This window comes from Terriglobia bacterium, from assembly GCA_020073495.1.
Taxonomy (GTDB): domain Bacteria; phylum Acidobacteriota; class Terriglobia; order Terriglobales; family Acidobacteriaceae; genus JAIQFD01.
On sequence record JAIQFD010000004.1, the window covers coordinates 668587 to 682180 of the forward strand.

The window sequence follows — 13594 nt, forward strand, 5'->3', positions numbered from 1 at the left end:
GATGAAAATACCTTTCTACAGCTCCGCGCCGAAACGCGAATTGCGGCACCCCGCTCCCGCGGTGGTTCCCACGCTGCCGAATTCGTCGCTCGCCGCGCTCTACCGAGCCGCGCGCATCGGGGGCGACTTCTATGATTTCGTCGTGACCCCGGCGGGGCGGCTGGTCTTCATGCTCGCCGACATCGCCGGGCGACGCGACGAGGCCCTGCACATCGCCGCCAGCGCCCAGGAGGTCTTCCGCAAGAAGGTGGAGGAGAACTTCTCCGGGGAATACTTCAACGAACACGACGCGATGACCGACCTGCTCATCGACGTGAACCGGGCCATCATGACGGCGGCCGACGGGGTGCGCAACTCGCCCGCCTTCATCGGCTGCTATGAGGAGCGCCTGGGGACGCTGGCCTATATCAATGCCGGGCACCCGCCTGCCCTGCTGCGTGATTCCACGGGCGTCACGCTGCTGCCCGCAAACGGCTTCCCGATGGGACTGTTCTCCCACGCGGCCCACGACACGCAGCTTTCGGTGCTCCAACCGGGGGCCGCGCTTCTGATCGTCTCCAAGGGGCTGGTGGAAAGCAAGCATAAGTCGAAGGAATTCGGCATGGAGCGCCTGTCCGAGGTGTTCGAAGCGACGATGTTCGCGGATGCGCACGACCTCTGCACGCGCATCCTGCAATCGGTCGAAGAGTTCACCCGTAACGGCCGCAAGCCGGGAGTGGCGGAGAACGACATCACCGCGCTCGCTCTCGTCCGCTCCGCGGCCGGCATGTCCGCTTCCGCCTGACGCGTTAGGAGGTTGCCATGAAACGCAAAGGCCTTCTCATCGCCGGCATCATCGTCGTGGTTCTCGTGGTGATCGTTGTCCTGCTGCCGGTCCTGGTAGACGCCAATAAGTTCCGGCCGATGATCGAGTCCGAGCTGCAGAAGTCCCTCGACCGCCAGGTGCACATCGGCAACCTCAAGCTTTCGCTGCTGGCGGGCGGCGTCGTTGCCGAGGACATCTCGATCAGCGACGACCCCGGCTTCAGCCGCGAGCCCTTCGTAAAAGCCAAGGGCCTCGACGTCGGCGTGGAGATGATGCCGCTGATCTTCTCCCGCGCGCTGCACGTGCGCTCGCTCACCGTGCGCGAGCCCGAGATCCAGCTATTGCGCACCGCATCCGGCAAGTGGAACTACTCCAGCATGGGAGCGAAGGGCGCTAAGAATGCCCCGTCCGCTCCGCAGGCCGATTTCTCCGTCGGAGAACTGAAGGTCGAGAAGGGCCGCATCGTGGTGGGAACCGTGCCCGCACGCGGCAAGACCCGCGTATACGAGGACGTGCAGCTCAAGATCAAGGACCTCTCCACCACCTTAGTCATGCCCATCACGCTCGCAGCCAAGACGCCGGGCGGAGGGTCCATGAAGGTCGAGGGCGAAGTAGGGCCGCTCAACCAGACCGACATGGCGGAAACGCCGCTCAAAGCCGACGTCAAGGTCGAGCACATCGACATGGCCAGCACCGGCTTCGTCGATCCCGCTTCAGGCATCGCCGGCGTGCTGGACTACACCGGCAAGGTGGATTCCGACGGCAAAACGGCGCACTCCCAGGGAAAGGCCACCATCGACAAGCTGCGCGTGGTGAAGAGCGGTGCGGCCGCGCGCCATCCCGTCTCGCTCGACTATGCGACGGAGTACGACCACAAGCGCCAGGCCGGTTCCCTGACCCGCGGCGACATCCTCATCGGCAAGAGCGCCGCCAAGCTTTCCGGCACCTACGACACTCGCGGCGAAACTCCCGTCGTGCACATGAAGCTAAACGCCTCGCACCTGCCGGTGGACGACGTCGAGGGCCTGCTGCCCGCTTTCGGAGTGATGCTTCCGTCGGGCGCGTCGCTGCGCGGAGGCACCGCGGACGCGAACCTCGCCCTCGACGGTCCTCTCGACCGGCTGGTGACCAGCGGCCCCGTCAACGTCTCGAACACCACTCTGACCGGCTACAACCTTTCTTCGAAGATGTCGGCCATATCCGCCCTGGCCGGCCTCAAGGGTGGCTCCGACACCGTGATCCAGACGCTCAGCTCCAACCTGCGGGTCTCGCCGGAAGGCATCCGCACCGACAACCTGAACGTGGTGGTGCCCTCCATCGGCACGGTGACGGGCTCAGGCACCATCGGCGCCAACAACTCGCTGAATTACAAGATGAGCGCCAAGCTGGTCAGCGGCGGCATGCTCGGCGGCGTGACCCAGATCACCAGCTTCGGACAGTCGAAAGGCGCCGTGCCCTTCCTCATCCAGGGCACGACCTCGAATCCCATCTTCATCCCCGACGTCGCTGGAGCGGTGGGCAACACCGTCCTCGCGCCGGCCGAGGGTGTTGGCGGAATGTTGGGCGGGCTCTTTGGAAAGAAGAAACAGAAATAAGCGGAGCTACTTTTTCGTGCTCGCGTAGTCGAGGATATTGAGCCGGTCGGGCAGACGCAGGTTCAGGAACTCGACGCCGAAGAGGATGTTCCCCTCGACGTGCCGCACCACCGCTTTCACCTTCACCCACTCTTCTTCGGGATTCAAGCGATAGCGGACATCGATCTCCGTTTCCGGGTCGTAGCGCATGTCGCCGGTGAAAGCCATGCCGCCTTCGCCGATCTCCACGCCCTGTCCCGGCCAACTGTCTTTTCCCAGGCCGTAGCGCACTTCGAACGGCATCTCCCAGCGGGGGAACGCGCGGCGATTCTGTCCACGACGTTCGGGCTGGCGAGACTCGGGCTTCTTTCGTCGGTCCGGCACGGGCGGCAGAATACCCCCACCCGCGCTCCGAGTAAATCCCGTTGCGCAGATGGTTACTTTTTCGCCTTACCGGGAACCGCTGTAGGCGCGCCGGGTGGCGGCGGCGAGATCTGGTTCGCGGTCACGAACACCGGTTCGATGTCCGTAGGCAGGTCCGCCAGCTTGTCCAGCACCTTCTTCGTCTGCTGGCGGATGACGCCCATCTCCGTCAGCATCTTCTTCGCTCCTGCGTAGTCGCCGGTGGCCTCCAGCGTCAGCAGCTCATGATCGAGGTCCCGCACCGCGTCCTTGATCTTGTGGAAGTCCACTTCGTACCGCCCGTCGGGACGCGCGACGAACCCGCCTTTGTCGAAGATGTAGTTGAACTGCACCGCCATGCCTTTGCCGTGGGCGTCACTGCTGCCGAATCGCAGGCTGCGGAACGCCGAGGCAAGATATGTCGTGTAGAGTTGCCGCTCCTCGCCGCTGGTCTGCCCGCCCGCGGTGCGTTTGCCCTTCATCTGCTTGTCCATCAGGTGCTGGAGCATGAACAGCCCGGTGACGTCGGCCTTGGCTTCCTCGATGGCGCCGAACAGCTCCTTCAATTCCTGGCGGGCCGTCGTGGCCCGCCCGCCCACCTTGATCTGCTGCGGCCCGATGCCGTGCGTCATCTCGTGTGCCAGGATGTGGGTGAAGAAGCTCTCGAAGTTCACATCTTTCTGCGCCTCGGGCACGAGCAGCCGCTGGGCGATGGGCACCAGGATCTTGCCGAATTTCGCCTCCTGGACGTTCTTCAGCATCACCCGCTTCGTGCCCTTCTCCGTGGTGACCTTTTCGTCGTTGGGCAGGTTGTAAGCGGCGGTCTGGATGCCGTGATTGCCGTCGCCGGCGCCGAACACCTCGTTCACCACGCGGATGGGCGCCAAAGCCCCGAGCCTGGGATTCTTGTACTTGTCCTCGATGGGCAGATTGTTCTCGATCTCCTGCATGCGCGCGGAGAACGACTGAACCTTCTCCGTCTCCACGTCGTCGCGCAGGTTGACGAACGCCTCGAACGACGCCTTATACCCGAACAGCTCGTCGTTGTAGGTCTCATAGGGCCCGATGGTGAGGTCGATGGACGCGTCCAAGTCCATCCACGCCAGGTCGCTCTCGTAGTAGCCGTTCGACAGGAACGCCGCCGCGCGCGTGGTCAGGAACTTCTTGAGCGTGGCGTTGTCGGTCAGTTCTGCGGCCTCACGCAGCAACATCGCCGCGCGGTCCAGGTCCGACCCGTAGGCGTCGTTGTACGGCCACAGTGTGGGCTTCTTCGTCTCCGGATCCCGCTGCACGACGGTGAAGAATCCGATCGCCTGCTTATTCTGATCGGCCGGGAGCGCTTTCACCCACGCCTCGAACTCTTCCTTGGTCATGTCCTCGGGATAGAAATTCGCCCCCGGCAGCTTTTTGGCCGGCACGCCGGGCACGAAGGCTTTGAACTCGTCGAGCTCCGACCACGGTCCCTTGTTGATCCAGAAGTAGTGCAGGCGCGCCCATCCCAGCGGAGACCTGTCGGCCTGCAGTTTCTTGTAGAGGTCGTGGTTGCCGGCCCAGTACTGCGTGAGGAAGATGTCATCGATCACCCGCGCGGCCTCCACCAGCCTGGCCAGCGCTTTGCGGTCGCCCGCCGAGAGCTTCGACAGTTCCACCTTCATCTCCGTCGGCACGAACCGCGCCGCCATCGTCTTCAACCCAGCGAGGTCCGGCGTGGCAGTAGGCTTCTCCCCGGCGGTGGCGGCCGGGGCAAGCATCAGCAGCAGTATCAGGAGAGCGGAGAGCAGCTTCATAAAGTCACTCGCAAATGGATTCGTACAAACCACGATTGTAACGCGCACAAAAGAACGACGCGGACGCTCGCCGGTCCGCGTCCTTCACTGAGCCGGAGTCTGCTGCCGGCTAACGACTACCGGCTGACGACTTATCTTTCACGTACTTATCCAGGAATTCCGCGATTGCCGAGTATCCCTTGATACGGTTGATGCGCTTGGCCATGCCGTGGCCCTCGTCGGGGAAGGCGATGTACTCCACCGGAACGCCCTTGGCCTTGACCTTGGCCACCATCTGGTCGGCTTCCTCTTTGGGCACGCGCGGGTCGTTCGCGCCCGCGATGACGAACAGCGGGGCGCGGATCTTGTCCACGAAGTTGATGGGCGAGATGGAATCCATGAACCCCGGATCTTTCTCCGGATCGCCGTACTCAGTGGCGCGGTTGGCGCGCCGCCACGCGCCCGTGTTCTGGAAGAAGGTGCGCCAGTTGGCGATGCCTACGATGTCGACCGCGGCCGCCCACAGTTCCGGATGCATGGTCGCCTGCGCCAGGGTCATGAAGCCGCCGTAGCTGCCGCCCATGATCACCAGCTTGTCCGGGTCGGCGTACCCGGTCGATCTCAGGTATGCCGCGGCCTGGGCCACGTCCTCGATCGCGTCCTTGCGTTTCTTGTAGTCGTCCATGTGCAGGTACTTGGTGCCGAAGCCGGCGCTGCCGCGGATGTTCGGGGCCAGCACCGCATACCCGCGATTAAGGAAGTACTGGTACACGGGGTTGAAGCCGGCACGCTCTTGCGCCTCCGGCCCGCCGTGCACGCTGACGATCGTAGGAAGCCTGCCTTCCTTAGCCGCGCCTTTCGGCAGGTAGAGGAACGCGGGGATCATGGTCCCGTCGAACGACGGGTACGAAACTACCTGCGGCTCCACGAAGCTGGGGATCCCGCTGCGCGTCGAGTGGGTCACCTGCCAGGCCTTGTTCTGCACCACGTCCCACACCCAGACGTCGCCATTGATGGCCGGCGAACTGTAGGCGAACGCCAGACGGCTGCCATCGCCGTTGAACGATCCCTTGCCGATCACGCCCTTGGGCAGCCCGCGGAACTCCTGCACCCGCCCGCTCTTCAGGTCGCGCAGCTTCGCCAGCGACGTCCCGTTGTTGTTCCAGGCGTAGAACAGGGTCGTGCCCTGGCGGTCGATGGCGATGCCGGTCGCTTCGTCGAGCTCCATGGGAGCGTCTTCGACGTAGCGCAAGTTGCGCGCATGGACGTCCAGGAACGCCAGGTTCGCTTTGTCGCGGCCTTCGTTCGACGCCAGGTAGAAGCCGCTGCCGTCGGGCAGCCACGCCATATCGCGGTACATCGCTTCGCCCGCGTGCGGCGTGAGGTGCACGACGCTCTCGCTCCGCGTGTCCACCAGGAACAGGTCGTTGTCGGCATTGGTGTTCTCGCGGCTGACCAGCACGTGCCGCCCATCGGGAGAGAATGAGTGCGCGTAGTAATTCACTTCGCCGGAGAGCAGCCGCCGCGCCCGGCGCATGCCCAGGTCCATCACGTACACGTCGAAGTAGCGCTCGTTGCGTTCGTTCGAGGAGTAGCAGATCCTCGCCCCGTCGCGCGAGAACTCGCCGAACTGGAAGATCGCCTTCGGCGAGCTGGTCAGCTCCTCGATAGTCTCGGCGTCGGGGTCCATCAGGTAGAGTTGCGCCCGCTCGTTGCCGCCCTGGTCCTTGGTGAACAGCACCACGTCGCCGCGCGGCGACCATTTCACGCGCAGCACGCGGTCGTCGAAAAACGTCAGTTGCTCCGCGTATCCACCGTGCCCGGGATTCTTCCACACCTGGTTCGTCCCCGTGGTGTTGGTGAGGTAGATGATGTCATCCGAAGTGGGCGAGTAGCTGGGGCTCGACGCCGAGCGGATGTTCAGGTACCGCGCGATGTCGTACTTGCCGCTGGAGTGCAGGACGCCGGAGGCGACGGAGGTCGCCGGCCGACGTTCCAGGTTTTGCGCGAAGGACGATCCGGAAAGGGAGCACAGGAAAAGAGAAAGACAGAGGAACAAGGCCCAACGTCGCATGGCATGCCTCCGATGGGAAGCGCCATGATAAACGAGTGGAAGCATTCGACGATGTGATAAGAACCGGCGACCCCGCCAGGCCGGCTGCGATCAGAGAATCTCCAACGTTGGCCCGATCACCCGATCCGTTCACTCCCCATAGGTCTTCTTCAGGTAGTCCCCGACTTCTCCCTGGAACGAATTGTACCCGGAATGGATCACCGAGCGCAGCGCGCTCTCGGACGAGGAGCCTTCGCCGATCCGTTGCAGGATGCGGACCGCGTCGCTCATGCCGTAGGTGTGCACGATGAATTCCACCGCGGCTAGAGACTCGGCGTACGCGACCTCCGCCGTGCGCGTGTCGAAGCCGGTGAAGCTGCCCTCCAACAGGTTCAGTGGGACCTCGGCGCTGCGCGCGAACATCGTCGCCAGCGCATGCCCGTGGCGCGCGGAGGTTTTCGGTTCCACCGCCTGCGCGATGCCTTCGTTCAACCACATCGGGCAGCGGTTGCGAGTGATCTGAGCGATGAACGCGTGCGCCAGTTCGTGCTTCAGTACCCGCGACAGCTCCGGAGTCACTGCACCCAGCCCTTCGACGGGGATGCGCAATTTGCCGTCGTACTCGGCGCCCGACCACGACGGCGCCTGGGTGACGTCGAAGTAGGCCTGTCCGGTATAGAGCGACACGACGATGTTTTGCCGCGGCGCGATCCCGAACTCGCGCACCAGGTCGTCGTAGTGCACTTCCAGTGTGCTGACGATCGCCCGCCGTAATGCCGCCGGCGCCTGCTCACCCTCGTAGCGGATCGTGAAGTGCCCGGTTTCCTGCTCTCCGAACCGCGCTTCGGCGCTAGCTTCGCGCTCCGCTTTGTCCAGCAGCGCTTGGATCGAGGGGTCGGCTCGCAGTTCGACGGAGCGCTTGAACTCGGCGATCGCTTCCTTCGTCTTCTCCGAGGCGAAGTAGGCGTAGCCCAACAGAGCGTGCGCATCGGCGGAATTCGGCGCCAACCGCGCCGCCTGCACGGCATGCGGGAGCGCCTCCGCGAAGCGGTGCATCTCCAGCAGCACGGCCACGAACTGCATCAGGATGACCGGATTGTTGGGCATCAGTCCCAGGGCACGCTGCAGGTAGAGCCGGGCCTTGTCGGGATTGCCGTGCGCCTGCTCGAACTTGCCGGCCACGAAATTGGCCGCGGCAGCGATCTCGGGATCGCCCTGGCGCTCGGCGGCCGACAGGGCGTCCAGGTCCACACGCCCATCCTTCACGATGCGCGACATCATGGTCTCGGCGCCCTTCACCGTGCCGCTGGGCACGATCGACGGCATCTCCGGCTCGGCCGCCGCGCCTGCCGAACTCGATCGCGGAGGGGCTACTCCGCCGCTGTCGATCCGTTCCACCGATGACTTGGGGATGGCGAAGGTGTTGTCGCCGACCTCGTATTCGATCTTGCCGTCAACTTCACGGGTTTGGTCGGCATAGATGGTGCGGCCGTTCTTCAGGCGGATAGTGTCGGCCGCGGCCGTGCTGGCGGCGAGAAGGAGCGTGATAAGAAGTATGCGGCTGGCAGGCACAATGCGCCGCATTCTAGCAACGAACCTCGTCTTGGGGGAGTAACGAAAGTGTGCCCGCCGTAGCCCGGCTCTGGCTCCAGCGTCCCACCGTCACGGTGGCGGAATCGCGTTCTTTCTTAATTCTTCGATTGCTTTCCTCCGTGTTCCTCTGCGTCCTCTGTGGTTAAATCTTTTCGCCAAGACCGCTCCCAACGTCCGCTCCCGGTGTCTATTGCGGCAGGGGCCCTTATGTCCACGTTCCGGCTGATGCTCTGTCTGCTGCTTTTGGCGCCTGCCGCCCTCGCCCAATCCGGCGACGCGCTCCAGCTCTATCGCGCCCTGCGCAGCAACGGCCTGGACCGCACGCGCGTCTTCCGCGTACGCGACGCCAACGTGGACGTCGAAGACATCCATCTCACTCTCACCGACGGTGTCATCGCGTTGATGGAGCCCGTCGCCGGCCACACCACCGGCGCCTTCTTTTCCGGCGACGGCGAAGTACTGGTCGTGCCGCCCACCCAGCGGGAGCGCGAGTCGCTGGCCCTGCACACCGGCGCAGCCGTGCTCGAGGAGCGTTTCACGACCGCGTTCTTCCGTCTCAGTGCCGCTTTCACCGACCGTCTTATGGCCGCCACCCGCGGCCCCGCCGACGACCCGCAGTCCTTCGTGGACAAGTGGGGCCCCGCGGTGCGCAGCCTCGCCGAGGCCGATGCGCTCCATCTCCTCGCGGTGCTCACCCGCGCGCCGGGACACGACGCTGGCAGCCAGCGCGTCTTTCACGCCCGGCTCGCCGGAACGCGCCTGGGAACCTTCGACGTTTACCTCGATACCGCCTACGAAGAGCAGGTCTTCCTGGGGCAGCCCAACCTGGCCGATGGCGCGCACTACTACGACATCTGGGCGGCCTTCCCCATGCGCTCCGCGCGCGGCATACGCACCGCCGCGCAGACCTCGGAGCAGCCCGCCACCGAACTCGGCCAGAAAGACATCGCCATACGCCGCTACGCCATCGACGCGCGCATCGAGCCGCCGCACCAGCTCGAGGGTGACGCCACCCTTGACATCGACGTCCTCGAGGGGGGAGACCGTACGCTCCTTTTCCAACTTTCGCGCTACTTGCAGGTCAGCACCGTCTCCAGCGGCGGCAGCGCCCTGGATTTCATCCAGAACGAAGCGCTCCAGGGCGGAGAACTTGCCCGCCGCGGCAATGATGTGATCGCCGTCGTCTTCCCCCAGCCGCTTCAGGACGGGCAAAAGGTCCAACTCCGCTTCCGCTACGCCGGCCCGGTCATGACCGAGGCCGGCGGCGGGCTGATGTACGTCGGAGCTCGCGGTGTCTGGTATCCCAACCGGGGCATGGCCATGGCTGACTTCGACCTGCGGCTCACCTATCCGGCGCCCTGGACGCTGCTGGCCACCGGCAAGAAGATCTCCGAGCAGGAGTCGGGCGGGCAGAAAGAGTCACACTGGGTGTCGGAACGACCCATCCCCGTGGCCGGTTTCAATCTCGGCGAGTACATTGCCAGCGCCGCGAAGGCCGGCGAGACCTTGGTCCAGAGCTTCGCCGGCCGCGGCATGGAGAGCGCTTTCCCCACGCGGGTTCGCATCGCGCCCGGCTTTCCCGTTGCCCCCAAAGCTGGCGCGCCGCCGGTGCTGATCGTCGAGCCTCGCCCGCAACCGGCCGCCCACGCTCCGCTGGTCGCCGAGGATGCGGCGCGCGCCATCGCATTCGTCTCCCAGCGGCTCGCTCCTTTTCCCTACAGTTCGCTGGCCCTCACCCAGGTGCCTGGCCAGAACAGCATGGGGTGGCCGGGCTTGATCTTTCTCTCCGGGTACGTCTACCTGTCGCCCGAGGAGCGCCGCGGACTGACACTCGATCCCGACTCTGAAATCATGTATAGCCGCCTGATGGTGGTGCACGAGGTCGCACACGAGTGGTGGGGCGACGCCGTGATTCCCCAGGGATATCGCGACGACTGGTTGATGGAAGGTCTAGCCAATTACTACGCTCTGATGCTGTTGGAGAGCGGCCGCCCCGATGACTTCCGTCTTGTGCTTGAGCACTATCGCGACCGTCTGTTGAACAAGGCTTCAACCGGACGGCTGATCAAGGATGCCGGGCCCGTCACCCTGGGTACCCGCTTGTTCTCCTCACGCGTGCCTGCGGCCTACGCCACCGTTCTCTACGGCCGCGGCACCTGGCTCATCCACATGCTTCGACACCTGCTGCGCGACGAATCCGCGGCCCCCGGGGCCGATCCCGACTCGCGGTTCCTGGGGATGCTGCGCTCCCTGTACCAGGCGCATCGCGGGCGGGAGATTTCCACGTCCGACCTCCAGAAAGCGGCCGAGGAGGCTCTGCCGCGCTCGGCTTGGTTCGAAGGACGCCGCTCGCTGGACTGGTTCTCCGCCGGCTGGGTAAACGGCATCGCGATCCCGCGGCTCGAGCTCGCGTCGGTGCGCATCAGCGGCCGCTCGGGAAAGCCGGTTGCCACCGGCACGGTCACCCAGGACGACGCGCCCGCGCGCCTGGTCACCGCCGTTCCTGTCTATGCCAGGGTCATCTCCCGCCCGCGTCCCGCCGCTCAAGAAGAAGAAAAGCTGGTGTACGTCGGCCGCATCTTCGCCGACGGCCCCGAAACCGCGTTCCGTTTCCCTGTCCCTGCCGGCACGCGCAAGCTGGCGCTCGATCCTTACCACACCGTCCTGCGCCAGCCATGATTTATAATCCCAGCAGCGCACCTGCCTACCGCGGAGAGATGGCCGAGTGGCTGAAGGCGGCGGTTTGCTAAACCGTTGTACGGGCTAACACCTGTACCGGGGGTTCGAATCCCCCTCTCTCCGCCATATCAATCAGTTGCGAGCAAGTCCCCGGCTTGGAACTGGACCGCTTTTTCGGTCGATGTGGGGACTTTTGTGGGGACCCCTTTGAGTCCGGTCGGGCGGAAACTTGCTGCGCGTTAAAATCCTCCAGTTTCCGCATCGCATCCCGCTTGTGCTCTGGCGTCGGATGAACGTATCTCATGGTCGTTGAGATATGCGAGTGGCCCATCAACTCCCTGAGAGTTGCTAGGTCAACTCCAGCCATCGCCAAACGTGACCCAAAGGTGTGTCGGAGATCGTAGATTCGAAACTTTGGTTGGATTTCAGCCCGTTTCATCGCGGCCTCGTGCTGCTTCTGCAATGACACAAGTGGTCTGTTTGGGTCATCGCTGTACGGAAACAGGTAAGCTCCGAGCGCAGTCTTCGACCTATGCGTGAGGACTTGAACTGCCGCATCGGTCAACGGGACATTCCGCCGAGCGAATCTCGTTTTTCCGTTCGGTACGAATATGTAACGCCGGTCGAGATGAACGTTTTTCGGTTCTGTCCTGTAAACCTCATCCGGACGCATTCCCGTCTCCAGAATCAGCACGGCTACATCCCGCAGCAGCGGATTGGCTGCTGCTAAGTACTTCTGCTGCTCCTCGTGCGAGACCACCCTCATGCAGCCTGGACCTTCGGGCAGGAACTTCACCCCTGAAACGGGATTTCGTTCGATGTATCCCTGCCGGATTGCGAGATTCAGCATGACACGTAGTGCTGCTAAATCCCGATTGGTCCCTGCTGACGAGATTTCGCTGGCACGCACCAGTTTGAATTTCTCCACGTGTCCGGAGGATATTCCGTCAAGCGGCACCTTTCCAAAGAACGCAATGAGCGGTTTCGAGCTGACCGTGTAACGCTTATGCGTCTTCGGGTGTGCCTCATGCTGCTTTTCCGACCAGGGGAGAAACTCATCCGTCACGAAACGCTCGAAAGTGGGGCAAGGTTTGCGTTGCGCGATCCCCGCCCTTCCTTCCGCCAGTTCCGCCCTGCGAATCGCCTCCGCGCGAAGCGCAACAGTTTTGTTGTTGAATCCAGTGGATTGTCTGAAGCGTTGTCCTCGGAACCAAAACTCATACCAGTAGACTCCGCCTCGTTTGTAGACGCTCATTCGTGTCTCCTTTCTTGTGGATCGGAGACAGAAACCCTGCAACCCCGCAGGTACTGCTGAACGTCAGCTGGATCATAGCGGACGGCCCTACCGATCTTCAAATACGGAACACCTCGGCGCTGGGAGCGCCACTGCGCAAGGGTTTCTCGCGACAGTCCGGTAATGCTGGCGACCTGCTCTGCGGTTAGCAACTCTTGCAAGCCCATCTGTGAACTCGGATCTGTCAGCGGAGGCTTCACGCTGGCACCGCCGAAGCCTGATGAGGAATAGCCCGCCGCACCCGCGAAACGGGCACGCCAAGCTCATTTGCAATCTTGCGGAGCGACTTGCCCTCGCCGCGAAGCGCAATCACCCTTTCAGCATCAATGCGGGCGCGCGGTCTTCCGATTCGCTTCCCGATGGCGCGGGCGTGGGCAATTCCAGCGCGCACTCGCTCCGCAATCAGGTCCCTCTCAAACTGTGCCACTGCTCCCATAATGTGGAAGAGGAGCTGACCGCTTGGAGTGGTGGTATCGACACCTTCGGTGTAGCTGATGAAATCGATGCCGAGAGCGTGGAATTCATCCAGGCTATCGACGAGGTGTTTCACCGACCGCGCGAATCGATCGAACTTCCAAACCAGAACCACGTCGAAGCGCCGCTTGCGCGCATCGTGTATCAGGGCGTCGAGCTGCGGGCGACGACGCTGGGCTCCACTGACGCCCACGTCGACGTACTCATGCATTTGTCCGAAACGCTGGGTTGCGTAACGGCGGAGGTCATCTAGCTGCGGACCGCAGTTCTGCTCCAGCGTGCTGACACGGGCATACAGGGCCACGGTCCTGGCACGTGGCACCGAGTTCTGTTCCCGATTTCCGTGAAACGACATCGGGTCTCCGTCCTTAAGAGTAACCCCGAGTTCGCGAAACCTCCCGTCTGGACGGCTTGTGAACAAAGAAATGGGGGCAGCGGCTTTCCGCATAATTGCGCGCAATTCATGCAGTACTTCACGTAAAATTGAACCCTCAGAATGCGAAAACTTGACGCAAAAATGGCAAATCGGAAAAAAGTAACTTCGGGACCGAAAAAAGATGTTGACAGCCTCTCGCCGAAGAGGCCCCCCGGACGCCCGGGCATTCACCGCTCCCGCGTTCGAAATAACGCCGACCACTATCGAATGCTGCTTGGAAAACACTGGAAGGTCGTGGGAGAACCCTTACTTCAGGCGAATACACCGGAGGAGGTTACGGCGGCCTTCAGGGCGGTTCCCGAGATCCAAAGGGTGCACTTCGTGCCTTCTCTGGCGAAACTAATCCTTCAGGTCCGGCGGGAGCCGCACTTTCCCAAGACCCGCAATGCCCAGATTGGATTCTTGGCCGATTCCTTAGGGGCAAGAGGGAAGAGGAGTCCCCGACGTTCCAGGGACATCTGTGTGGAAGAAAGAAAAAACGTAGTCCACTGGATTATCCGGCGCGAGTTTTACATTGA

Annotated in this window: 10 protein-coding genes, 1 tRNA gene and 1 pseudogene; 5 read left to right on the plus strand and 7 right to left on the minus strand. The window is 63.1% G+C overall.

From position 1 onward, the window contains the following. Position 1 precedes the first annotated feature (1 nt). The gene (locus LAN37_13415) at positions 2-784 is read left to right on the plus strand and encodes a SpoIIE family protein phosphatase (GenBank protein MBZ5648209.1); all 783 of its coding nucleotides are present in this window, start codon (positions 2-4) and stop codon (positions 782-784) included. 17 nt (positions 785-801) lie between these two features. Further along, positions 802-2400, plus strand: coding sequence for an AsmA family protein (locus tag LAN37_13420; protein ID MBZ5648210.1), 1599 nt, complete (start codon positions 802-804; stop codon positions 2398-2400). Between the two features lie 6 nt (positions 2401-2406). Here the strand turns inward: LAN37_13420 and LAN37_13425 are convergent, their stop codons facing one another. The 4 genes from LAN37_13425 to LAN37_13440 all read right to left on the minus strand — a co-directional run bounded on the left by LAN37_13425 (position 2407) and on the right by LAN37_13440 (position 8172). Then, entirely contained in the window at positions 2407-2682 is a 276-nt protein-coding gene (locus tag LAN37_13425; protein ID MBZ5648211.1) for a PilZ domain-containing protein, read from the minus strand. A 134-nt stretch (positions 2683-2816) separates the two neighbouring features. Then, complete coding sequence (locus LAN37_13430) at positions 2817-4463, minus strand: hypothetical protein (GenBank protein ID MBZ5648212.1); 1647 nt, start codon at positions 4461-4463, stop codon at positions 2817-2819. Between the two features lie 214 nt (positions 4464-4677). After that, the gene (locus LAN37_13435; protein MBZ5648213.1) at positions 4678-6621 is read right to left on the minus strand and encodes a S9 family peptidase; all 1944 of its coding nucleotides are present in this window, start codon (positions 6619-6621) and stop codon (positions 4678-4680) included. Positions 6622-6750: 129 nt separating this feature from the next. Continuing rightward, positions 6751-8172, minus strand: a complete 1422-nt coding sequence (locus LAN37_13440) for a tetratricopeptide repeat protein (protein ID MBZ5648214.1) — start codon at positions 8170-8172, stop codon at positions 6751-6753. A gap of 228 nt (positions 8173-8400) precedes the next feature. Between LAN37_13440 and LAN37_13445 the strand changes: the two genes are divergently transcribed. Beyond that, positions 8401-10872, plus strand: coding sequence for a hypothetical protein (locus LAN37_13445; protein ID MBZ5648215.1), 2472 nt, complete (start codon positions 8401-8403; stop codon positions 10870-10872). 32 nt (positions 10873-10904) lie between these two features. Beyond that, positions 10905-10998, plus strand: a tRNA-Ser gene (locus LAN37_13450). A 157-nt stretch (positions 10999-11155) separates the two neighbouring features. On the opposite strand, the pseudogene LAN37_13455 reads toward LAN37_13450, so the two are convergent. The 3 genes and pseudogenes from LAN37_13455 to LAN37_13465 form a co-directional block, all read right to left on the minus strand. Beyond that, positions 11156-11722 (minus strand): annotated as a pseudogene (locus LAN37_13455) (site-specific integrase). A gap of 401 nt (positions 11723-12123) precedes the next feature. Continuing rightward, on the minus strand, positions 12124-12333 hold the full coding sequence (locus LAN37_13460) for a helix-turn-helix domain-containing protein (protein ID MBZ5648216.1): 210 nt from the start codon (positions 12331-12333) through the stop codon (positions 12124-12126). A 29-nt stretch (positions 12334-12362) separates the two neighbouring features. Beyond that, positions 12363-12995 (minus strand): recombinase family protein, encoded by a 633-nt coding sequence (locus LAN37_13465; protein MBZ5648217.1) that lies wholly within the window; start codon positions 12993-12995, stop codon positions 12363-12365. A 141-nt stretch (positions 12996-13136) separates the two neighbouring features. Here LAN37_13465 and LAN37_13470 point away from each other — a divergent pair. Then, on the plus strand, positions 13137-13594 hold a 458-nt coding region (locus LAN37_13470; GenBank protein MBZ5648218.1), incomplete at its 3' end, for a hypothetical protein.

What these genes read in the sequence shown, in the direction of transcription:
- LAN37_13435 (MBZ5648213.1), bottom strand. Translation starts at nt 6,621, where the DNA reads ATGCGACGTTGGGCCTTGTTCCTCTGTCTTTCTCTTTTCCTGTGCTCC.
- LAN37_13415 (MBZ5648209.1), top strand. Translation starts at nt 2, where the DNA reads ATGAAAATACCTTTCTACAGCTCCGCGCCGAAACGCGAATTGCGGCAC.
- LAN37_13430 (MBZ5648212.1), bottom strand. Translation starts at nt 4,463, where the DNA reads ATGGCGGCGCGGTTCGTGCCGACGGAGATGAAGGTGGAACTGTCGAAG.
- LAN37_13420 (MBZ5648210.1), top strand. Translation starts at nt 802, where the DNA reads ATGAAACGCAAAGGCCTTCTCATCGCCGGCATCATCGTCGTGGTTCTC.
- LAN37_13460 (MBZ5648216.1), bottom strand. Translation starts at nt 12,333, where the DNA reads ATGGGCTTGCAAGAGTTGCTAACCGCAGAGCAGGTCGCCAGCATTACC.
- LAN37_13425 (MBZ5648211.1), bottom strand. Translation starts at nt 2,682, where the DNA reads ATGCCGTTCGAAGTGCGCTACGGCCTGGGAAAAGACAGTTGGCCGGGA.
- LAN37_13445 (MBZ5648215.1), top strand. Translation starts at nt 8,401, where the DNA reads ATGTCCACGTTCCGGCTGATGCTCTGTCTGCTGCTTTTGGCGCCTGCC.
- LAN37_13465 (MBZ5648217.1), bottom strand. Translation starts at nt 12,995, where the DNA reads ATGTCGTTTCACGGAAATCGGGAACAGAACTCGGTGCCACGTGCCAGG.